Genomic DNA, 21,613 nt, shown 5'->3' with positions numbered 1-21,613 from the left:
TTCCCTTGTCGCAGGCATTCGAGGTACACTGCTTGCATGGCCGAACGTCTGACATTCATCCACGCCGCCGATCTTCATCTTGGCGCTCCTTTTCGCGGTTTACGCGCGCTTTCCGATGCGTGGGCAGCGCGCCTGCTCACGGCTTTGTCCGAAGCATACGACCGCGTGATAGAGGCCGCTCTTGCCCGCGAGGTCGACTTCGTGGTGATGGCGGGCGATATTTTCGATAACGCCCGTCCTTCGTACGGCGACTACCTGCACTTTTTTGCTGGCTTGCGCAGGCTTGAGGAAGCGGGCATACCCGTTTACCTGATCACGGGAAACCATGATCCGTATACCTCGTGGCAGCACGACAGCTTCTCGCTTCCCTCGAATGCGGTCATGCTACCGGGCGATCGTCCGGGATTCGCCCTGTACGAGCGCGATGGCCGCCCGCTTTGCATCGTGGGGGGTCGCGGGTACTACAACCAAACATGGCCGGCTGACGAGTGCATTGCCGAGGGAGTGACGCGCCGCGCTGCTGAAGAGGCACTTGTTCAAAGATACCCTGAAGTTGCCAGTGCTCCGTTCGCGGTAGGGGTTTTGCACACGGGCCTCAATCTCGATCATTTGAAAGCGCCCGTCGTGCCATCCATTCTCATGAACGCCGGGATGGATTACTGGGCGTTAGGACATATCCACCTTCGGTACGCTTACCCGTCTTTCGAAGATCCTCGCTTGGTGTTTTCCGGTTGCATTCAGGGCCGTGACATCAACGAGACGGGCGAACGCGGAATCTACCACGTTACGCTTACGGAGGGCGCGCGGAACACGATAGAGCCTATTCCCACGGCAAGCGTCGTATGGCAGCGCATGCGGGTGGACGTTTCCGATTGCGCGAACCTTCCGGCGGTCACCGACAAGATCATGCGCGAGCTGTTCCGCGAAAACGGAAAAGCCCACTGCGAGGAAATGGTTTCGCGCATCACATTGGTGGGGTCGACGCATCTTCATGCTATGCTCGAGCGCGATGATATACGCGCTGACCTGCGAAAGCACCTGAACGATTCGTATCCGGCGTTTTTCTGCGACGCCCTGCTTGATGCAACGGTGGAGCCGCGCGACAAAGATGCGTTGCGTCGGGAAGGGCTGTTCCCCGCGGTGTTTCTTCAGGTCGCCGATGCCCAACGCTCGAATCCCGACGATGAGATAGCGTATCTTCAAGAGGAATTCCTTGCGAAGGGCATGCAGCTGCCCAGTGCTTGCACGCGGCTTGTGGACGAGTTGTCCGCAGAAGCCGAAAACCTTGTGCTCGATCTTCTCTCGCAAGGGGAGGACCGATGACCAGGCCTTATCTTGAGCGCGTGAAAATAGCGTCCTTCGGCGCGTTTTCCAATATGGCGGTAGGGCCGTTAACGCCGGGTCTTAACGTGATATTTGGCCGAAACGAATCAGGCAAAACAACCTTGGCTTCGTTCGTCGGCGGCGTTCTGTTCGGGTGGGAGGACGCGCGTGGTATGCGCAACACGTACAAGCCTGCGAACGCCGAACGCGCCGGGTCCTTGTTCTTCCAGGCTGGCGGAAACGAAATCGAACTCTCGCGTGGTCGTAATGCCGACGGGCTTCAAGGCGATGCTGCATTGGTGTCCGACATCGACAAAGAAACGTTCCAAACCATGTTCTCGCTTACGAGCGACGAGCTTCGCACGCTTAGGAACACATCGGACGTCACGGCGAAACTGTTAACGGCAGGGTCGGGAACCGGAGCCTCCCCCGCTCACGCGCGCTCATTGATCCAGAATCGCCTGGCTGAATACACTTCGCGCGCTGCCGGTATCGAACATTCTCTGGTCAACCTAGGCGTCCAGCAGGACGAACTGCGTGAAAAGCTGTCTTACGCCGCTGAAACGGTCGAACGGTTCAAGCGTCAGGACAAGGAGTTCCACGACCTTGCGCCGCAACGGGACCAGCTGCTTGCGCGTTTGGACTCGCTTAACTCCGATATAGAGGCGTTGACGGTTTGCCGCGCCAGCGTGGAAAAGATCGACCAAGAGATGGACGACCTGGAGGACAAGATCGCCTCTTTAAGGGCTGAAGAAGAAACGCTGCGACTGGAGCATCGTCTGCGCGATCGAGGGGATTCGGCCGCGCTTGTTCGCTTGACTACAACGGAAGACCGTGCGTTGCGGGATAAGATCGAGTCTTTGGCGGTCGACGAGGCGAAGTTCGAGCATGCCGTTGATCTTGCCCAGGATAACTTTTCCACTTCGAAGGCTGCGTACGAGGTACTGCTCGAGTCCGAGGACGCAACGTCTGTGCAAGGGGTGATGCGCCGCCAACGCGCAACGCAGATCGTGCTGTCCATCGCCTTGCCTCTCCTGTTCATGCTTTCCGGCGTGCCGCTTTTCATCCACGGCCGAGAGATAACCAGCCTTTCGTTCACCGTTGGCGGCATCGGCCTGATCGTTTTCGCCATCATGTTGGCTCTGGCTGCGATGGTGATGCTGTTTCGGCCTGATAAGAAGGCCGACGCAAAGGAAGAGCGTCTTCAAGATGCGCAGTGGGTTATGTTGCAGGACAAGAAGAAGCTTGAAGCATGCGTGGAAAGCAGGGAGTCGTTTCGCCGGGAGGCGCGCGCTCAGCTTGATTCGGTTGGGTTGGAAGAGGCACAAGGCTCGCTTCGGCGTGCTCGTACGTTGCTGGATGAAGCGAAGGATGCCCGCGCCGAATCCAACCTGTATCGACAGCGGCAGCAGGCCCTTGTGTCGCGGCGCAGTTCGCTTGAAGAAAGCTTGGCGCTTGCGAAGCGCCAGCGCAAGCGCTTGTTCGAGCGCATTGATTCGCGTGCTGAGCGAACCGTGGAAGCGCTTGACGCGGCTTTGGCTCAAAAGGTGCAGCAGCGCAGCGGCCTGTTGGAAACAAGCGAGCATTTGAACCGCCGGTACGGCGAGCTGAAGCAAGAACTGTCCCATGCCGTCAAGGAAAGGGAATTCGACGCGCTCAAGCTGCAAGCGGAAGAGGTGAAGACGCGCATCGATGAGAGCTCCCGCGAATATGCGCGCCTGCTTCTGGCGAAGCGCATGCTCGAAACGGCTATCGGCGCTTGGGAGAGCAAGAGCCAGCCTGAAGTGTATCGCCAGGCAAGTCGCTTGCTTTCCGTTATGACCGATGGCGCGTGGGTTAAGGTGGCCATGACCGCCGAGGGTCGGTTGCAGGTGGTCGACGCAGTCAAAACCGCCCGAGACCCCCTTCATCTGTCGTTGGGGACGTGCCAACAGCTCTACCTTGCTTTGCGTATTGCTTTGCTGATGACGGCTGACAACGTCGGCCGTGCAATACCTATCCTGGCCGACGACATCCTAGTCAACTTCGATTCGGAGCGTCGCGCCGGAGCGGCGCGTGCCCTTGCGGAACTGGCGCGCATGCGGCAGGTGCTTCTGTTCACCTGTCATGAGGAAGTGGTCAAGGCCCTGCGCGCCGTCGATCCAACCTTGAACAAGCTGGAGCTGTAATTTGCCCTGAACTCCGGCCTGTTTCTCGGTTATGCGGCTGATAAGGGCCCATTAGATGGGGTTTCTCGATAAAGACAGAGGAAGCGCGGGGCCGAACGCGCAACTATACTATAATGCAAGGGTTGTTACGGGACTGCCCCGCATGATGAAACCGGGGCGTTGAAAGGACTCACGCACATGCCCAGCACGGTTCTGATCGGTGCCCAATGGGGCGACGAAGGCAAAGGCAAAATCACTGACCTCATCGCGAGCGAATACGACTACGTGGTTCGCTACCAGGGCGGAAACAATGCCGGCCACACTGTTATCCACGGTAGCAGGAAACTGGCTCTTCATCTTATGCCTTCCGGCGTCATGTACGAGAACGCAGTGCCGGTTATCGGCAACGGCGTTGTCGTCGACCCGGGCGTGCTCATCAAAGAGATGGCCATGTTGGAAGCCGAGGGCATTTCCTGCAAGAACCTCAAGATCTCGTGCGATGCGCACGTTATCATGCCCTACCACAAAGACTTCGACGGCGCCGACGAAAAGCGCCTCGGTGAAAACAAGATCGGCACCACGAAGCGCGGCATCGGTCCCTGCTATCAGGATAAGGTCGCTCGCAAGGGCATCCGCATCCAGGACCTGTTGGACGAGAAGATCTTCCGCCTGAAGCTTGAAGCGGTTCTCGCTCAGAAGAATCCCGTTCTGGAGAAGATCTACGGTTTGCATACGTACACGGTGGAAGAAATCTGCGAAGAGTACCTGCCGTACGCTCGTATTCTCAAACCGTACATGGCCGAAACGGCGCAGCTGCTGAACGAGGCCGTGCGCGCGGGTAAGTCCATCCTGTTCGAGGGCGCGCAAGGCACGCTGCTCGACATCGATCACGGAACGTATCCTTACGTGACTTCTTCTTCGTGCTGCGCCGGTGGCGCGGCAACCGGAACGGGCGTCGGTCCTACGGCCATCGATCGCGTTTTGGGCATTCAGAAGGCGTACATCACGCGCGTCGGCGGCGGCCCCTTCCCCACCGAGCAGCGCTTTCCCGAAGATGGCGGCGTAGGCGAGGAAGCCGAGACCGGCGAGCTCATGTGCGCTGTCGGCCACGAATTCGGCGTGACCACGGGCCGCAAGCGTCGCTGCGGCTGGTTCGATGCGGTTATCGCGCGCTATGCAGCTGAGGTCAACGGCCTGACCGATGTGGCGCTGACCAAACTTGACGTTTTGAGCGCATTCGATACTATCAAGGTGTGCACGGCGTATGAGTGCGACGGCAAGGTTTACGATTACTTCCCCATGCAGCAGAGCGTTCTGTTCCATGCGAAGCCGGTGTACGAAGAGCTTCCCGGTTGGAAGGACGTCGACATCACCGGATGCCGTACCTTCGAGGACCTGCCGGAAACGGCGCAGCGCTACGTCGAGTACCTTGAGCGCATCGTCGGTGTTCCCATCAGCATTATCGCGGTGGGTCCCGATCGCGACCAAACCATCATGCGCGGCTGGGATCGCGCGTAGCTTCTCAGGCTTTCGATTTTCGAGCGTTTCACGTGAAACGCGTTGGTTGATGAAAGGAACGAATGTGAACATCCTGGTGTTGGGCGGCGGCGGTCGCGAAGATGCCATCACGTGGGCCTTGGCGAAGTCTCCTCGCGCCGATCGGCTGTACGTAGCTCCTGGCAACGGCGGAACCGATGCCGTTGCTCAGAACGTTGCCGGGCTGAATCCCGAGGATGCGGATGCCGTGCTGGCGTTCGTGCGGGAGCATGCGATTGACCTGGTTGTCATCGGCCCCGAAGCTCCTTTGGTCGCCGGCGTGGCGGACGTTCTGCGCGAAGCGGGCGTGGCTACGTTCGGACCCGATGCTCAAGGAGCCTTGCTGGAGGGCAGCAAAACCTACAGCAAGGAATTCATGCGAGCCAACGGTATTCCGACGGCTCGTTACGGCAGCTTCACGAACTTGGACGAAGCGCTCGCTTACGTTCGCGAATTGGGCGCCCCCATCGTTGTCAAGGCGGACGGCTTGGCAGCGGGCAAGGGCGTTGTCGTTGCCGACGACCTGGAAACCGCAGAGGATGCTGTTCGTTCCTGCTTCGACGGCGCGTTCGGCGATGCCGGCTCCACCGTGCTCATCGAAGAATGCCTGACGGGCCCCGAGTGTTCGTTGCTTGCGTTCGTCAGCAACGGCAAGGCTCACTGCATGACCACCGCACAGGATCACAAGCGCGCATTCGATGGCGACCGCGGTCCCAACACGGGCGGCATGGGCGTGTACTCGCCGGTGCCTATCGTTACCCCTGAAGAACTGGCCGCCATGCATGAGATCATGGAGACGGCTGCCGCTGCTACGGCTCGCGCGCCGTTTGCCCATGACTATCGCGGCGTTCTGTACGGCGGTTTCATGCTGACGCCGGAAGGCCCTAAGATCATCGAGTTCAACGCTCGTTTCGGCGACCCTGAGACGCAGGTGGTTCTGCCGCGTCTGGAAACCGACCTGGTAGATATCATGATGGCTGTTGCCGAGGGGCGTCCGGACGACATCACCTTGCGCTGGTCCGAGCAGTGGGCGGTGTGCGTGGTTTTGGCGAGCGAGGGCTATCCCGGATCGTACGAAAAAGGAAAGGTCATCCTTGGCGTCGACGAAGCCGAAGCCATAGAGGGCGTTACCGTATTCCACGCCGGTACTGCCAAGAACTACGACGAGGAACTTGTTACCGCAGGTGGACGCGTTCTTAACGTAGTGGCTTTGGGCGATTCGTTCGACGAAGCCCGCGAAAAGGCGTACGAAGCGTGCGACTATATCAATTTTGAAGGCAAACAATTCCGAACCGACATCGGCAAAAAAGCTGCTGCTGGACGGACTGCTTGGGAATAAAGGTTTCCGCCGTCCGAAAGGGCGGCGGTTTTTTGGACAGAGGAGTCTATGCTATCTGAACGCATGCTTACGGCGGCAGTCCGCCAATGCACGAACCAGTACTTGAAACTCAAGCCCACTGACGAGCGCCGTGTTCCGGCTCCGGTGCCTGGTCAGAAATACATGCTTTACATGCACGTGCCTTTCTGCGAGCGCTTGTGCCCGTACTGTTCGTTCAATCGTTTCCCCTTTTCCGAGGATCGTGCGGTACCGTACTTCCAAAGCATGCGCAAAGAGATGATGATGCTCAAAGATTTGGGCTACGATTTCGACAGCCTGTACGTGGGCGGCGGTACGCCGACCATCATGATCGACGAGCTGTGCGACACCATCGACCTTGCTCGCGAGACGTTCTCTATCAACGAGGTCTCCAGCGAGACGAACCCGAATCATCTGATCCCTTCTTACTTGGATAAGCTGCAAGGTCGCGTTCAGCGTTTGAGCGTTGGCGTTCAGAGCTTCGATGACGACCTGCTCAAGCAGATGGATCGCTACGACAAGTACGGAAGCGCCGCCGAGATCTTGGCGCGCGTGCAGGATGCAAGCCCGTACTTCACGTCGTTGAACGTGGACATGATTTTCAATTTCCCGGCGCAGACCGAAGACGTGTTGATCAAGGATATCGAACGCGTGGTGGAAAGCGGGACCAGCCAAACTACGTTCTATCCGCTGATGGCTTCTCCGAGCGTCGCGCGCTCTCTGGCCAGGACGGTTGGCAAGGTTGATTACCAGCGCGAGCGGCGCTTCTACGAGATTATCAGCGAACTGCTTGCCGGTGGTTCCGATCCGCTGTTCGAGCACGGAAGTGCTTGGACGTTCAACAAGCGCGGCACGGGTGCTGCGGGCGATGGTGCGATGATCGACGAATACGTTGTGGACTACGAGGAGTACCCGGCTATCGGCAGCGGCGGTATCACGTATTTGGGAAAGAACCTGTACGTGAACACGTTCAGCGTGAACGACTACAATGCCGCAATCTCTTCCGATCGTATGTCGCTTATGGGAAAGACGGAGTTCTCGAAGCATGATCGCATGCGGTACCGCTTCATGATGCAGCTGTTCGGATTGAGGCTGGACAAGCGCCAGTTCGAGCGCGATTTCGGATGCACGGTGGAGCGCGGCCTTCCCGTAGAGGTTGGGTTCATGAAGGCGGCAGGAGCATTCGACCGCGATACGCCTGATGAGTTCACGCTTACGCCGAAGGGCCGCTATCTCATGGTTGTGATGATGCGCCAGTTCTTCATCGGCGTGAACAATCTGCGCGATCAGGCGCGCGCGTCCTTGGTTGGCGAGGAGCGCCAGTTGATTTTCGGCTAACTGCCGCACCCTTCGCGAGGTTCTTGAAAGCGATGCTGCAACGCAGCACCTCCCGAACATCTTGCAATGCAGTGTCGCCCGAGCGTCGAGGTTTCGCAAAGCGAAGCCCCGCTGCTCGGGCGATTTGTTTTCGCGTGAGAAGAAGCGAGGCCGCGGTCACGTGGTTTCCCGGAGGGGCTTCTTGCTGTAAAACCGCTATTAGCGCAGGTCGGACCAGTCTGTTTCCCAAAACTTTGTCGGCGCTTCGAGGAGCTGGGTGGCTCGTTTCCGCCGATTTCGATCGAGCGTTGACCGTCTTTATAATTGTCGTAGTAATGTAGTCTCATTTATGCCTGGTGGTGGTATCATACCAGCACAATTAGTTAAGAACTTGAACGAATGAGATAGGGATGCTTCTTTGGTAAAAGCGCATCAGGCACATACGAAAGGGTTTACGCTTGCCGAGCTGTTGCTGTCGGTAGCGATTCTTTTGGTGCTTGCAGCACTGGCGTTCCCTTCTATCGTAAGCGCTCAGAACAACATGCGCATGGTCGAGCTGAACAACGCCGCCGAGTCGATAGCAAATGCTGCGCAATCCCAGATGACGGCTAAAAAGGTATCAGGCGCGTGGTGGTCGATCGTCGAGTCCGAGGGATTAGCCCAGACCAAGGCCGTGAATCTTCCCAGCACGATCAACGGAAGGCCGACCGATGCCCAAAATACGTTCTACATCACGGCTGACCAAGCCCGAAAGAGCAGTATCGTCCCTCCTCTTGCTGTGGATGATAGCGTTCGCCGGGGCGATTTCATCATAGAGTTCAATGTGACCACGGCGACAGTGGTCAGCGTGTTTTACGCGGATGGAAAAAGCGGGTTCTTCAGCTTCGCTCCCGATAGCACGAATGCCGCGCAAGAGTATTACGAAGCGGGGGGATCGCGTGACCGGGCCGCGCGCATGGCTGCCGATTACATGATTGGATATGCCGACTCCACTCCGCACGGGGCAACTCCTGAAATTGCTCTGCAAAACCCCGTGGTGTGGTTGAACGAAAACGGCGAGTTGTGCGTGCAGGATAAAAATCTGTCAAGGAACCCCGAATGGAAAACCTCTATCGAAGTGACCGTGTCTCTAGGCGCGAGCGTTCTTTCAATTTCAGGGCTTGATGGGACGGAAACCTCGTACACCGTGCAAGCGGGATCGGAGACCAAGACCAATTCCAACACGGTGAAAGAAACCAAAGTGTATTCCCTGGGATTGAAGGGCGATGCTGCTCAGGCTGACGTGTACGCAATCGATCTGAACGACTTGAAGCGCGTCTTGCAAGAGGCCGGCGGTCAAGGAGACCTTGCTGTTACGATTGGTGCTTTGTCGAGCTCAGCGGGTGATATTCGCGCGGACGCGCGAGTTTCCTGCTTGGAGAAAACATCCGTTCCTGCTACGGCATCTGCTTATTTCAAGTGGCCTGAAAAGGTGGCGAAGCTTTCGGTTTTGGTAACCAATCCTGCTCTTGAGGCTAAAAACAATGGCGGCAAATCGCGCGCCGCTCATATATCGGGCGTCTATGCCGATCCTTCGGTGAAGCTGGTCACAACTGCAGGCGAGCCGCCGGTTACGGGTATTTCCATGATATCGACCGAGGCGACGTTCGAGCTTAGTGCGGCGGGAATAAAAACATCTTCGGTGCTTGCCGCCGAGAATATCGAATCAACGCGGCAGTCGTATTCGGGAGCCTGGGTGAAACTTGCGGACGCTCGAGAACAGCAAGCTAACGTATTCGTTTCCGCAGGCTCGTACACGTCTCAGGTGGGAAGTTCTATCGACGTAAGCGGAATGGTCAATCCTGGAAACAACGAGTTGCTGTGGTCCGGCGGAAAACCGTTCGAGGCAAGCGGGAAACAGCGTCAGTATCAGATATACGAAATATGGGTCAACGGCGAACGAGCCGGCTATTTGGACCAAGGTGCTTGGACGTGGGAGAATACGAATCTCGGACGCGATCTGCGTGAATGCGTGCAGTGGTCGGGCAAGGACGCGTCCTTGCCTGCTGCGGAGTCGGCCAACTATGCCACATCGCTTACTATAGATACCGTCAAACTCTACGATTTGGTCGAGCAGGACTTCGATGGGTATGAGATATACGTTCGCACCACGCCGCGCGCGGATGAGGTTCAAGCGTACTTTTCCAGTCTAGCCCCGCGCTTTGCCGAGTACTTGTCGAACGGAAAGACTACGACGGGGTCGCGCGGCGTGAACTTGGGCGCACCGATTCGCCAGCCGTTTGAAAACGAGTTCGGCGCCTCTTCTACCGTTGCTTTGTACAATGTGACCACCAAGGGCGGCAGCTTGAATCTTTCGAGCGGAGCGTTCCCTCGTCAGGGGGACGTGCGCGTGTATTACACGGCGGCGCCTGCCGTTGCTTGGGGCAAAGGGCTGGACAACGTGACTACGTACACGAAGCTTCCGAGCGCGCAATTGTGGCTGTACGAGAAGTCCGACGGTTATTTGTCGAGCAACCCGTCGGCATACGTGAGGTCGTCGCGTTCGGGCGCCAGCAGCGATTACGCGCTCAGCAAAACCTCGTCCGCCGATTACGAGCTGTCTACCGAGAGGGATTACCTTTTCTACCGAGCTGTTGAGTATTGCGACGGCAACGGCAAGCGCATTGACGGGTACGATGTTCAGTACGTGCCCTATACCGTCCAGGATGACAAAACGCATGCGTCTATCTCGTCGCCTCCGAACAAAGAGGGCCTGGCGTTTGCAGGCTGGAAGGTTGAGGGCGACAGCACTTACCAATCTCCCTCGTTCACTATTATGCCTACCTCGAATTCTCTGGTGGGCGATTGGGATTCGCGGCTTGCGTTCGGCGCGGTCAAACTGAAGACGCAGTACAAGGAGGTTCCGAAGGATTCCGTTGGGCTGATGTACCTTGAGTTCGACCATGATAATAAAGTGACGGGTTATTACGGAACGCTGGACGGTTCGTCTTGCGACGGTGATCTTCCTGGAAACAACGAGATTGCCTCATGGGGTTACTACGTTGTGGTGCCCGCCGGAGCGGCAGCGCCGGAGTATCAGCAAGGCGGCAATGGGCAGAGCCCTGATAATTGGGTCTCGTTAAAAGAGAGCAAGGTCGATGTAGACTTTTCCGTTGACGGTGTTCGGTACGATGCGTACAAAGCGCCCGGTACGGTTTGGGGGCAGTCTCAAAAAAACACGCTGCATTACCCGTTCCGACTTGGGGCGAATCAGCACGACTATTGGTACAACGTGAATTTTGCAGCTGCAATTGCCGTTGATGATGGCGAGGCTGACGACTGGGGGGAGGACGATAGCCCCTGGAACGTTCGTCATGCGGACCAGTTCGTAGGGTGCCTGCCTGCGTACGATGTGCAGGAACATTACGTAAAGCACGCCTTTCTCCAATCGCACGATATGGATTTGTCGGCTGCTGCAAACGGTGGCGACGCGTCTCGGAAATACAATTTCGCTCATGCGTTCAAAGGAATTTACGACGGGGGTACTTACCGGATAACGGGGTATCAGCTAGCGTCGGGCATTGGTGACGTAGGGGCCTACGCAGGGCTGTTCCCCAAGGCAAGCGATGCAACTTTGAAGAATATCAAGATTGTGGGGTTTGAGCAGAATAGCGCTTCAAAAGAGCTGGTTACAACTAGAGCGGGATCTATAGGCATTTTGGTGGGTTTGGCTAAGGAATGTACGATTGAAAACTGCTCCGTGTCAGGTGAAGGCAGGGCCAGCTTAACCGATCCTTCGCTGGTCATTGACATCCCGGCGACGAATGGAACAACGAACGTTGGCCTGCTGGTTGGCGAAGCCGAGAATTGCTATATTTTTAACAGCTCTGCTACGAACCTTGCTGTGGTCATGAAGAATCCGTACCCCTCTTACAGCGGCCCCGTTCTCAATGTCGGCGGCTTGGTAGGTTATGCCAAGGAGTCGAACGAACCCGACGAAGACGGCGAAAAAGTTGGAGTGGAAGACTGCGAGGTCTTTGCAGTCGCATTGCAGGCTAGCGTTCGATTCGATTCCTCGAAGGAACAAGCGAGCGTCAGGATGGGCGGATTGCTGGGCATGCTTAGATTCAGCGGCCAGTTCCCTTATCTTGAAAATAGTCAGAAGATCGCCGTTTCCTATGCCGATCTTTCTCTGCGCTCGATCGGACCAGAAAGTCCGGTTGATTCGTTCGTGGGTTCGCTCATCGGCTTTGCGAAGGGCAATCATATCGGCTACGGTCAAGTAAAGCATCTGGTTGGGACAGAGGTGTACTTCGTCGATGCTGATGGAAACAGGGAAAAGCTTGGAGAGAAGGATGTGATAGGGGGTCAGACCAAGCACGCGCAGGCGCTGCTTGCCGCGAGCGTTGGCGGCTCCGCTGAAGCTTCCTCGCGGTCTAACGATCAGCGTTCGGTGGCTGCTGTAGACCCAAGCCCGTCCGACCAGCAGCCTGTTCCCAATCCCAATCAACCGCAGTCAACCGAACCTGCACCTGAGGATGCGCCTCCGGGTGCTGCGGATGCTGAGGATCCTGCGGAAAAGGCCGCGGCATGAACCGCGCGCTTCAACATACCCTGCGTGACGAACGCGGCGCCTCCATTGGTATCGCGCTCGTGTTCTTTTTGATTTGCGCGATCGTTGGGTCCGTGGTGGTAACGGCTGCTTCGGTGAATGCGAAAGCGGTGCAGACCCACAAGGATTTGCAGCAAGATGAGTACTCGATGGCATCCGCCGCGGATCTTATAGCCCAGCAATTAGGCGGCGAGGACACGATATTGGACGAGGATTATGAGGCGCGCCCAGCGCCTTGCGTGACGGTTTCGATCAGCTACGGACCGGACGAGAAGCCTTCCGTCGACGTGAGCAAAGTTTATTCGGAAGTCGGGAAAGGCTTCTGGACGAAAGACCGGACAGCGACAATCCTTGCCTGCCGGGAGCAAGGTATTCCTTATACAATAGGCGATTCGTCGTCCGATCGCCTTGTTGTGCACCCGCCGTTCGAATCGAAAGCTATGGACCCCGTGTACGGCAAGGTGACGGTGGATGCCGACCTGAACGTAACCGTTGAGCTGTCGCTTGACGAAGAGCTTTCAGCAAGCTCCCCCTACAATATGACGGTGTCCGTTCAGTGTACTCCGACGTATGATGCCGCCGGTCGTTTGGCTGCGTTCACATACGGGGATAATACTGTTGTCAAGAAGGCTTCGGGAGGTCAGTCATGACCGAATCCTTGTTCGACAGGTTCCGCCGCAAGGTTGTCGACCGTCGGGGCGACTCCATGGTTGAAGCGCTGGTGGCTATCTTGATTGCTGTGCTGGGCGCAACGATGCTGGCCACTATGGTGATGGCGTCTGCGAGCACGGCGATTCAGAGCGAGCGCGCGCTGGACGCTTCGTACGATGCGGAATCGAATCTCATGAATTCGCATGTAGACCTGACCAAGGTAAAAGTCTACATTCCCAATTCGGAAGGGGCGAATGACCCGGAGCCGGCGGTGACGCTTTACGGTTCGGGCGATTATGAGCGCTATTGCGAAGGCAAGCGCGCATGAAAAACGTGAAGTACAGAGCCATGCTCCGCAGCCGCTTGCGCGATACGCGGGGATTCATGCTGGGCGAACACCTGATCAGCATCTTGTTTATCGGGTTGCTGTGCGTTGCGGTAACCGCCGGATTGCAGGCGGCCATGAACTCGTACAGTCGCATTACCGTGCAGACGAAAGCCAACGCGATGCTCATGCAGGCGGTCGAGGAGGTAAGCGACGAGCTAACGTACGCGCTTGAAGTGGAGGGCGACGGGGTGCAGTCTGACGAGAGCCCTCTGTATTTCACAAGCTCCACGCGGCATGAAATCGCCTTGTTGCAGTCCGACGGTCAGCAAGGCATCTGGTTGAACGCCGACGGCGCGCAGGCTCTTCTTGCTCCTGCCGAAGACGGCCTTACCCCGCGGCTTGAAATGCTCTCGTACAATGCCGCCTCCAAGACCTGGTCTTTCGAGTTGGGCGTGTACGCCGAAGGAGACGTCGCGCAGGATGCGCTTGCCAAAACCACCATGAACGTACTGAGGATAGGATCGTAAATGCCTTACAAACGTTTGGGAGACGTGCTGTTCGATGCGGGCCTCGTGACCGAGGACCAGATAGAGCATGCGCTTTCGGAGCAGAAAACAACGAAGCGCCGTCTGGGCGACGAACTTATTGCCGAGGGCATCATTACGGAAGCGGGTCTGATCGAGGCGTTGCAGATGCAGTTGGGCGTCGAATTCATCGATTTGTCCCAGGTTGATCTTGATCCCGAGATGAGCCGCGTGGTGTCCAAGAACGTCGCGCGCCAGTACAACGTCGTGCCGGTTCGCACTACGCCTGACGAAGTGTACCTGGCTATGAGCGACCCGCTGAACTTCATGGCCATCGAAGCGGTGAAGCACGCCACCCGCAAGCGCGTCGTTCCCATGGTTGCCATGCACGACGCCATCATGCGCGCCATCATGACGCTGTACGGCAACGAAGGCGCCGCTCGCGCGATCGAGGAAATGAAGCGCGATGCGCGCCCGGCGGACGATTCGTCCAGCGGGTTTGCCGCTACGTCGCTCGGCGACGATGCCGACGCCCAGTCCGCGCCCACGGTGCGCCTGGTGAACAGCATCATCGAGCGCGCGGCAACCGAGCGGGCAAGCGATATTCACCTTGAGCCGCGCGAAGCCGACCTGCACGTGCGCATGCGCATCGACGGTTTGCTGCGAACGATACTGACGGTGCCGAAGGAGCTTCAGGCATCCGTTATCTCGCGTCTTAAGATCATGGGCGGCATGAACACCTCGGAGCGTCGCGTTCCCCAGGATGGCCGCGCGAGCATTCGCCTGAAGAAACAGGATATCGATCTGCGTATCAACACGCTGCCCACTATCCACGGCGAAACGGTGGTTGTTCGTCTGCTCGACAAGAACGACAGCCTGTTCGACCCTCAGGGCATCGGCCTTACTGGGGAAAACCTGGAAAAATACAATCGCCTGATCAGCTCGAACAACGGTATGGTTCTGATCGTCGGGCCCACGGGCAGCGGCAAAAGCTCCACCATGTACACCATGATCCGCCATCTCAACACCGATTCGGTGAACCTGGTTACGCTCGAGGACCCCGTGGAATACAACATCGACGGAGTGAACCAAGTCCAGATCAACGAGAAAACGGGCATGACGTTCGCGAACGGCCTGCGCGCTATTTTGCGGCAGGACCCCGATATTGTGGCGGTGGGCGAGATCCGCGACGGCGAGACGGCCGAGATCGCCATGCGCGCCGCCATCACCGGGCACCTGGTTCTGTCCACCGTGCACACGTTCGACGCTGCGTCTACGATCGATCGCCTGGTCGACATCGGCGTCGAGCCGTACCTTATCGCAAGCGGCATTCGCGGCATTATCTCCCAGCGCCTGGTTCGCTTGGTGTGTCCGCATTGTCGGCAGGAGTGCGATCCTCAGCCTGAAGAATTCGAGACGATCGGGCTGCCGTACGACGCGCACGTCAAGTTCTACCGCGGGACGGGCTGTCCCCTGTGCTTCGGAACGGGGTATCGTGGAAGGACCGGCGTGTTCGAGATATTGACGCTCGATCGCGCTTTGCGCACCTCGATCACAGGAGGCGCGACGCGCGAAGAGCTGCAGGGCGCCATCGAGCGTTCGGGTTCGTTCAAAACCATGGAAGCTTCCTGCCGTGAGCTGGTGCTCTCTGGCGTGACAACCGCCGAGGAAGCCCGCAAGACCATTACGGCGTTGGAATAGCAAGGAGCCGATCATGAACGTAGAGGAACTCATAGCTTCCGCGCATCGTGCGCAGGCGTCGGACGTGCATCTGGTGTGCGGCCTTCCGGCCAAGTTTCGCGTTGTGGGTCGATTGACGAACGCGGGATTCGCCGACGACGCGCCGTTGACGCACGACGATTGCGAGCAGCTTGCACGGCAGCTGGCCGGCGACGATTTCGAGCGCATCAAGCGCTCGGGAGAGCTTGACCGAGCCGCCACCATTGCCGGTGTGCGCGTTCGTATCAACCTGTTCCGGCAGCAAGGCCACGTCAGTGCCGCCCTGCGCCTTTTGTCCGACGCCATACCCGCGCTCGAATCGCTGGGGCTTCCGCCTGCGGTGCTCGATTTCCCCCGTATCCAGCGCGGCATCGTGGTGGTTACGGGTGAAACGGGCAGCGGCAAGTCGACCACGCTGGCTGCGCTCATCAACAGCATCAATCATACGAGCGACCAAAACATCATCACCATGGAAGACCCCATCGAATACATCTACACGCCGGATCGCTCGATTGTCTCTCAGCGCGAAATCGGTCAGGATACGGCTAGCTACCATGACGCCCTGCGTGCCGTCCTGCGCGAAGACCCCGATGTCATCCTTATTGGGGAGATGCGCGATTTGGAAACCATCCAAACGGCGCTGACCGCTGCCGAAACCGGCCACTTCGTGCTGGCCACGTTGCACACGAAGTCAGCGGCGGATTCCATCGACCGTATGGTGGACGCGTTTCCCGAGGGCTTGCAGCGACAGATTCGCATGCAGCTTTCCACCTGCCTGGTGGCTGTTCTTTCGCAGCAGCTGTTGCCGCGCCGCGACGGGGCGGGCCGCGCGTTGGCCTGCGAGCTCATGATGGTGACGCCCGCTATCCGCAACCTTATTCGCGAGGCGAAAACGCCGCAAATCGCCAGCTCGCTTGCCACTTCGGCGGCGGCAGGCAGCGTGTCCATGGACAATGCGCTGATCCAGTTGGTACGCACGCGCGCCATCAGCTTGGAAACGGCAGCCGCCGCAGCGTACGACGAAGACTACGTGAGAAGGAACGCGCGCTAATGCCTGCATACACCTACATGGGAGTTGCCAACGACGGACAGCGCATCAACGGCGTGGTCGAGGCGTTCGACGAGATCGAGGCCATGGAAAAGGCCCGCGAACTGTGCCGCGTGGTCCAAAGCGTCAAAGAGGTCAAAAAAGGCGCCAATATTTTAACCATGGACATTACCAAGCCGAAGGCGAAAACGAAGAACCTCGCCACCATGTGCACGCAGTTCTCGACCATCTTGAAAGCGGGCTTGCCTATTGGGCGCGCCGTGTCGTTGGTGGCCGACCAGACCGCCGATAAGTACCTCAAGCGCGTGCTGGTCGAGGTTGCCGCCGACGTATCGGCGGGGTACGGGCTTGCCGAAAGCTTTGAGAACAAGGGCGAGAACTTGCCGCGCGTGTTCGTCGAAACCGTGCGCGCCGGTGAGGAAAGCGGGCACCTGCCCGAGTGCTTCGCGCGCCTGCACGCGTATTACGATAAGCGATCCAAGGTGGCCGCCAAGGTGGCCAGCGCGCTCACGTATCCCATCTTCGTGCTGATCATCGCTGTGGTTGTAGTGGCGGTGATGATGGTGATGGTGGTGCCGGCCATAGCCGGCATGGTTTCGTCGCTGGGAAGCGACATGCCGGGCATCACGCAGTTTTTGATCGATTCCTCCAACTGGGTTTCGGCGAATATCGTGATGGTGCTGGTGATCGTGGCGTTGTTGGTGCTGGGCATCAAGCTGTACAGCACCACCGAATCCGGAAAAACGCAGTTCGCGAAGATTCGGCTGAACCTGCCGGTTCTTGGCGTGATTGGAAAGTACTCGGGTGCTTCGCAGTTTGCGAACACCATGGCCATGCTCATATCGTCGGGGCTTTCCATGCCTCGTGCAGTGTCGGTGACGTCTCGCGTGATGGACAACTATGTGCTGTCGCGCGAAGTGGGGCGCATGGAAGCAGGGCTGGAAGAAGGCCGAACGCTGGGCGAATGCATGATCGACTGCCGCTGGTTCCCGCGCACGCTTATCGAGATGACCATCGTGGGCGAACACACCGGAGAACTTGAAGAGACCTTGGAAACCATGGGGTCGTTTTACGATAGCGAAACGCAACGCGTGACCGATCGCGCGCTTTCGCTTATGGAGCCGACCCTGCTGGTTCTGATGGCGATATTTGCGGGCTTCATCGTGGTGGCGTTGTACTTGCCGCTGTTTACCATGTATGCTGCAATGTAACGAAATAGATAAGCTATGACTTATTTTCGTTGCATTGTGCAGAATATAACGTGAATTTGGCACGACGGAAGTGCTAGACCAGGAGAAAGGAACAACTATGAAGGAAATGATCAAGAAGATTCGCGAGGAGAAGGGCGGCTTTACGCTAGCCGAGCTCCTGATCGTGGTTGCGATCGTGCTCGTGCTGGTCGCGATCGCCGTGCCGGTGTTCACGGGCGCGCTGGATAAGGCGAATGAGGCGGTTAAGGCGGCCGATATTCGTGCTGTAAAGGCTGTGGCGGCAACTGAAATCATTCTGGAAAAAGGCCCCGAGAATCTTAAGTCCGGAAAATGGACTGCGACGGCAACGGTTGACGAGAACGGCAATGTTGGTCAAGTGACTATTGCCGAGTGGAAAGAGGGCGATAAGGATGACGCCGTGCCGGTAAATGGAGATAAGGGATACACCGTAACGGCTGTTGTTTCCTCAAGCGACGTAACCCCTGCTGCTTAATTGCCCCTCCCCATCAACATCTTCACGCCAGGTGAGGCGGCCATCCTTCTGGGGATGGTCGCCCTCCTTGGCGCGTGCATGGGCAGCTTCATCAACTGTTTGGCATGGCGCATGGTGCACGGCGAAAGCGTCCTGCATGGGCGCAGCCATTGTCCGGCGTGCGACCATGCGCTCGGCCCCCTCGACTTGGTGCCCGTCGTATCGTGGCTGGCCTTGAGAGGCCGATGCCGTCACTGCAAAGCCCCGGTCAGCCCTCGCTACGCGCTTGTCGAGGTTGTTATGGCAATCGTGTTCGTCGCGCTTGCGGTGGTGCATGGCTTCGGCATTTCCGTCTTGGCGTACATGGCGCTCGCGACCATTCTCATGGGCGCGGCTTTGGTTGACCTGGACACGTTTACCATCCCGAATGGGTTCGTTGTCGCGGCGCTGCTCGTTTGGGCGGCTTCCGTAGGGTTCATGTCTCCTCCGGCAAACGGAAGCTTTGGCGTGGGCAGCCTGTTCGTTTCGTTGACGGGTTTCGGGTGGGCGTCGGTGGCGCTCGACGGTTTGGCAGGCGGCCTTGGCGTAGGCGGCGGCATCCTGCTGTTCTCCATCATGTTCGATGCCGCAACGAAGCGCGCTTCCCTGGGTGGCGGCGACGTAAAGCTCTTGTTTGCGGTGGGGTTGTTTCTGGGATTGGCCGGTTCGTTGCTGAACCTGCTGATCGCTTGCATTGCCGGGTTGGTGTTCGCCCTTGTCCGGGGGCTTTCCGCTTCGCCCGATGCCGTTGCAGACGGTGCGGCGGATTCGGGTTCTGAAAGCTTCCGGACAAAGGCGATCCCGTTCGGTCCCGCTATCTCCTTTGCAACGGTGCTGACGTTGCTGGTGGGACCGGCGGCTCTTACGTGGTATACGGGATTGTTCTTGTAGGGTTCAAAAGAAGGTTGAAAGGATCACGCCGCATGGGCAAAACGTGCACAGGCGTCGACATCGGCGAAAGCAGCATCAAACTTGCGGTGTGCGAGGGGGATGCTGTTAAAAAGGTGGTAGTGGATTCCCTTCCCGAGGGTCTTGTTGTCGACGGCCGCATCGTGAGTCGCGACGCTATGGCCGATTTCATAAAAAGCCTGGCCAAAAGCGCAGGCGGTATCTCCAAGGACGTTGCGTTGGTGCTTCCTGCGGCCGACAATCTAGTGCGTCGGCTTACGTTGCCCGCCATGACCGAGAAAGAGCTGAAGCTCAACCTTCCCTACGAGTTTCGCGATTACATAGCACAAGGCAAAGACCGGTACCTGTACGATTACGCCGTGCTTTCCATGAACGAAGCCCCGGACGGAACGCCTAAAACCATGGATCTTTTGGCCGTGGCGTCGCCTCGGCAGACGATCGCCGACTTTGCGGAGTTGTTTCGTCGCGCCGGCTTGCGGTTGCGTGTAGCATTGCCCGAGCAAGCGGCGTTTCAGAATCTGATCAGGAAAAATCCGATTGCGTTTCAGAATTGCTGCGTCATCGACTTTTCGTATCGCGCCACGAAGCTGCACTTCTTCTTGGACGGAATGTACGACGTTGCTCGCTCTATTGAGATCGGCGGGATGGATATCGATCGCGCACTCGCTCGCGAACGCGGCGTTGACGAGCATGTTGCCGTGAAGTACAAGCTGGCGGATTTTGAGGACGCGCAGCATTCTAAGGAAGTTCAGTCGATATACGCATCTATCGCCGTAGAACTTGGAAGGGCTTTGAACTTCTACAGCTTCAATAATCCTACGGCAGCTATCGAGGTGGCGTATTGCTGCGGCGGCGGAACGCTGCTGGAGCCTCTTATGGAAACCATCGATGCCCACACGAACATCGAACTTCGCCCCATTATCGACCTTATGCCCTTCACCACAAGCGATCGCGACTTGCGCACCTTGTGCCCGGCCGCCGTGGGCGCTACCAGGAATGCGAGGTGAGGGGCGTGGATCTGAAAAAACCGGTTTCCATCAAAGGGTTCTCGCCCTCGGCGAAGAAGGATTCCTATCCCACAAAAACGTTCATCAACCTTGTGGCGGTCGAGCAGCAACGTGGGTCGCGTGCAACCTACGTTGCCTTGTTCGCGATAGGTTTGGTGCTGATTGCCCTGTTCGCCAAGTTCGCGGTTGTGGACCCGTTGGCTGCAAGCGCGGCAAGCGGTCGAGACGTTGCGGCCGCGCAAGCCCAGCTTGATGCGCTGAGGGATCAGAACGCCGACTACGCAGAACTGAACAAGCAGTACGCTCGCTACGTGGTCACGGGGCTTTCCGAAGAGGAGATGAACCTGGTCGACCGCGATACGGTGCTCGATTTGCTGGAGCAGAAGGTATTGAGCGTAGGGTACCTGTCCTCGCTGAAGGTGTCGGGAAACAAAGCGACTGTTACCTGCTTGGGAGTGGATCTTACCAAGGTGTCGCACCTGGTCCAAGACCTGGAAGGCGACGATCGCGTAGCGCACGTAACGGTTTCCACCGCGCAAGGAGAAACCGACGCGGTTGCGTCGGCCACCATCGAGATAACCTTCAAGGGCGCGCTCGACCAGGCGGCTGGCAAGGCGATGGCGGAAGCGCAGGGCGACGTGGCGAAGAAGGGAGGCAGCAATGGCGCGGCGTAGTTTCTTGAATCGCTCGTTCTCCGGTCGCGAAAAGGGCCTGCTGCTGGTGCTAGTCGTTCTGCTGGTGGGTGCCTGCCATTACTTTTTTGTGGTGAAGAGCGTAGCCGACACCGTGGCTGCCAACGAACAGCAGCTTGAGGACATTCGATTGCAAGTTGACCAGCAGACTATGCTGGCAAGCGTTCGTCAGCGTATGCAGGCCGAGTTGGATGAGCTGGGCAAGCAGCAGCCGGTTCCCGAGGTGGCGGTGTACGACAACCTGAAAAACGAGCTTGACCAGCTCAACGCGTTGATGGCTTCTGTGATTACGTACGATCTGAAGTTCGAGCAGTCCGTGCTTGACGGGCATCTGGTGCGCCGCCCGGTAACGGTTTCGTTTACGACTTCCAATTACAGCGCCGCTCTTGATGTGGTTCGGGCGTTGGAGAACGGCGCTTATCGGTGCGAGATCATGAACTTCTCCATGACGGGAAAGCTGTTGGCGGACGGGTCGGTCGAAAGCGTGGCTTCGACGTTTAACGTTACATACCTTGAAACGACGAACGGCTCCACGAATCTTGGAGGCCTTGTTGAGAAAAGCGCGAAGTAGGGCTTGACCGCAGGTGGCTACATCGGTAAAATATCAATCCGCGTCCTTTACGGATAGCGAAATGGTCGGGTAGCTCAGTTGGTAGAGCAGCGGACTGAAAATCCGCGTGCCGAGGGTTCAAGTCCCCCTCCGACCACCATTGCATTGCGAAGCGCCCCGATTGGGGCGCTT

General features: G+C 57.8%; 17 protein-coding genes and 1 tRNA gene. All 18 read left to right on the top strand.

Going from position 1 to position 21,613, the window contains the following annotated elements; translation table 11 throughout:
* Positions 1 to 36: 36 nt before the first annotated feature.
* The 18 genes from ACTQZK_RS04615 (at position 37) to ACTQZK_RS04530 (ending at position 21,581) form a co-directional block, all read left to right on the top strand.
* On the top strand, positions 37 to 1,323 hold the full coding sequence (locus ACTQZK_RS04615; protein WP_418830965.1) for a metallophosphoesterase family protein: 1,287 nt from the start codon (positions 37 to 39) through the stop codon (positions 1,321 to 1,323).
* Positions 1,320 to 3,491 (top strand): ATP-binding protein, encoded by a 2,172-nt coding sequence (locus tag ACTQZK_RS04610; RefSeq protein WP_114566339.1) that lies wholly within the window; start codon positions 1,320 to 1,322, stop codon positions 3,489 to 3,491. Before ACTQZK_RS04615 ends, ACTQZK_RS04610 begins: the two co-directional genes overlap by 4 nt.
* A 177-nt stretch (positions 3,492 to 3,668) precedes the next feature.
* A complete protein-coding gene (locus tag ACTQZK_RS04605) occupies positions 3,669 to 4,988 on the top strand; it encodes an adenylosuccinate synthase (RefSeq protein WP_114566338.1) in 1,320 nt (439 codons plus the stop codon).
* 64 nt (positions 4,989 to 5,052) lie between these two features.
* A complete protein-coding gene (gene purD, locus ACTQZK_RS04600) occupies positions 5,053 to 6,345 on the top strand; it encodes a phosphoribosylamine--glycine ligase (protein ID WP_418831046.1) in 1,293 nt (430 codons plus the stop codon).
* 48 nt (positions 6,346 to 6,393) lie between these two features.
* Entirely contained in the window at positions 6,394 to 7,701 is a 1,308-nt protein-coding gene (locus ACTQZK_RS04595) for a coproporphyrinogen III oxidase family protein (protein ID WP_114566336.1), read from the top strand.
* Between the two features lie 397 nt (positions 7,702 to 8,098).
* On the top strand, positions 8,099 to 12,253 hold the full coding sequence (locus ACTQZK_RS04590; protein WP_441898637.1) for a prepilin-type N-terminal cleavage/methylation domain-containing protein: 4,155 nt from the start codon (positions 8,099 to 8,101) through the stop codon (positions 12,251 to 12,253).
* Positions 12,250 to 12,921, top strand: coding sequence for a hypothetical protein (locus ACTQZK_RS04585; protein WP_225749660.1), 672 nt, complete (start codon positions 12,250 to 12,252; stop codon positions 12,919 to 12,921). Before ACTQZK_RS04590 ends, ACTQZK_RS04585 begins: the two co-directional genes overlap by 4 nt.
* Complete coding sequence (locus ACTQZK_RS04580; protein ID WP_225749659.1) at positions 12,918 to 13,250, top strand: type IV pilus modification PilV family protein; 333 nt, start codon at positions 12,918 to 12,920, stop codon at positions 13,248 to 13,250. Before ACTQZK_RS04585 ends, ACTQZK_RS04580 begins: the two co-directional genes overlap by 4 nt.
* Positions 13,247 to 13,777: a hypothetical protein gene (locus ACTQZK_RS04575; RefSeq protein WP_225749658.1), complete on the top strand. Its 531-nt coding sequence runs from the start codon at positions 13,247 to 13,249 to the stop codon at positions 13,775 to 13,777. The genes ACTQZK_RS04580 and ACTQZK_RS04575 overlap by 4 nt, the downstream gene beginning before the upstream one ends.
* Positions 13,778 to 15,475: a GspE/PulE family protein gene (locus tag ACTQZK_RS04570; RefSeq protein ID WP_225749657.1), complete on the top strand. Its 1,698-nt coding sequence runs from the start codon at positions 13,778 to 13,780 to the stop codon at positions 15,473 to 15,475.
* Between the two features lie 13 nt (positions 15,476 to 15,488).
* Complete coding sequence (locus ACTQZK_RS04565; RefSeq protein ID WP_225749656.1) at positions 15,489 to 16,544, top strand: type IV pilus twitching motility protein PilT; 1,056 nt, start codon at positions 15,489 to 15,491, stop codon at positions 16,542 to 16,544.
* Complete coding sequence (locus ACTQZK_RS04560) at positions 16,544 to 17,752, top strand: type II secretion system F family protein (protein WP_225749655.1); 1,209 nt, start codon at positions 16,544 to 16,546, stop codon at positions 17,750 to 17,752. Before ACTQZK_RS04565 ends, ACTQZK_RS04560 begins: the two co-directional genes overlap by 1 nt.
* Positions 17,753 to 17,849: 97 nt before the next feature.
* A complete protein-coding gene (locus tag ACTQZK_RS04555; RefSeq protein WP_225749654.1) occupies positions 17,850 to 18,245 on the top strand; it encodes a prepilin-type N-terminal cleavage/methylation domain-containing protein in 396 nt (131 codons plus the stop codon).
* A 54-nt stretch (positions 18,246 to 18,299) separates the two neighbouring features.
* Positions 18,300 to 19,154, top strand: coding sequence for a prepilin peptidase (locus tag ACTQZK_RS04550; protein ID WP_225749789.1), 855 nt, complete (start codon positions 18,300 to 18,302; stop codon positions 19,152 to 19,154).
* A 32-nt stretch (positions 19,155 to 19,186) separates the two neighbouring features.
* Positions 19,187 to 20,179, top strand: a complete 993-nt coding sequence (pilM, locus tag ACTQZK_RS04545; protein ID WP_441898634.1) for a pilus assembly protein PilM — start codon at positions 19,187 to 19,189, stop codon at positions 20,177 to 20,179.
* A gap of 5 nt (positions 20,180 to 20,184) precedes the next feature.
* Positions 20,185 to 20,853, top strand: a complete 669-nt coding sequence (locus tag ACTQZK_RS04540) for a hypothetical protein (protein ID WP_441898633.1) — start codon at positions 20,185 to 20,187, stop codon at positions 20,851 to 20,853.
* Positions 20,840 to 21,442 (top strand): hypothetical protein, encoded by a 603-nt coding sequence (locus ACTQZK_RS04535; protein ID WP_225749651.1) that lies wholly within the window; start codon positions 20,840 to 20,842, stop codon positions 21,440 to 21,442. Before ACTQZK_RS04540 ends, ACTQZK_RS04535 begins: the two co-directional genes overlap by 14 nt.
* Positions 21,443 to 21,505: 63 nt before the next feature.
* Positions 21,506 to 21,581 (top strand) — tRNA-Phe (locus tag ACTQZK_RS04530).
* Positions 21,582 to 21,613 lie beyond the last annotated feature (32 nt).

The organism is Paraeggerthella sp. LCP19S3_G8 (assembly GCF_052119225.1).
Taxonomy (GTDB): domain Bacteria; phylum Actinomycetota; class Coriobacteriia; order Coriobacteriales; family Eggerthellaceae; genus Paraeggerthella; species Paraeggerthella hominis.
Note: the sequence above shows the minus strand (reverse complement) of the source record. Positions and strands in the feature narration are given on the sequence as shown.

Bases quoted from the DNA above. Each gene is read 5' to 3' on its own strand.
- ACTQZK_RS04615 (WP_418830965.1), top strand. From the start codon at position 37: ATGGCCGAACGTCTGACATTCATCCACGCCGCCGATCTTCATCTTGGC.
- ACTQZK_RS04610 (WP_114566339.1), top strand. From the start codon at position 1,320: ATGACCAGGCCTTATCTTGAGCGCGTGAAAATAGCGTCCTTCGGCGCG.
- ACTQZK_RS04605 (WP_114566338.1), top strand. From the start codon at position 3,669: ATGCCCAGCACGGTTCTGATCGGTGCCCAATGGGGCGACGAAGGCAAA.
- ACTQZK_RS04595 (WP_114566336.1), top strand. From the start codon at position 6,394: ATGCTATCTGAACGCATGCTTACGGCGGCAGTCCGCCAATGCACGAAC.
- ACTQZK_RS04585 (WP_225749660.1), top strand. From the start codon at position 12,250: ATGAACCGCGCGCTTCAACATACCCTGCGTGACGAACGCGGCGCCTCC.
- ACTQZK_RS04580 (WP_225749659.1), top strand. From the start codon at position 12,918: ATGACCGAATCCTTGTTCGACAGGTTCCGCCGCAAGGTTGTCGACCGT.
- ACTQZK_RS04575 (WP_225749658.1), top strand. From the start codon at position 13,247: ATGAAAAACGTGAAGTACAGAGCCATGCTCCGCAGCCGCTTGCGCGAT.
- ACTQZK_RS04570 (WP_225749657.1), top strand. From the start codon at position 13,778: ATGCCTTACAAACGTTTGGGAGACGTGCTGTTCGATGCGGGCCTCGTG.
- ACTQZK_RS04565 (WP_225749656.1), top strand. From the start codon at position 15,489: ATGAACGTAGAGGAACTCATAGCTTCCGCGCATCGTGCGCAGGCGTCG.
- ACTQZK_RS04560 (WP_225749655.1), top strand. From the start codon at position 16,544: ATGCCTGCATACACCTACATGGGAGTTGCCAACGACGGACAGCGCATC.
- ACTQZK_RS04555 (WP_225749654.1), top strand. From the start codon at position 17,850: ATGAAGGAAATGATCAAGAAGATTCGCGAGGAGAAGGGCGGCTTTACG.
- ACTQZK_RS04550 (WP_225749789.1), top strand. From the start codon at position 18,300: ATGGTCGCCCTCCTTGGCGCGTGCATGGGCAGCTTCATCAACTGTTTG.
- pilM (WP_441898634.1), top strand. From the start codon at position 19,187: ATGGGCAAAACGTGCACAGGCGTCGACATCGGCGAAAGCAGCATCAAA.
- ACTQZK_RS04535 (WP_225749651.1), top strand. From the start codon at position 20,840: ATGGCGCGGCGTAGTTTCTTGAATCGCTCGTTCTCCGGTCGCGAAAAG.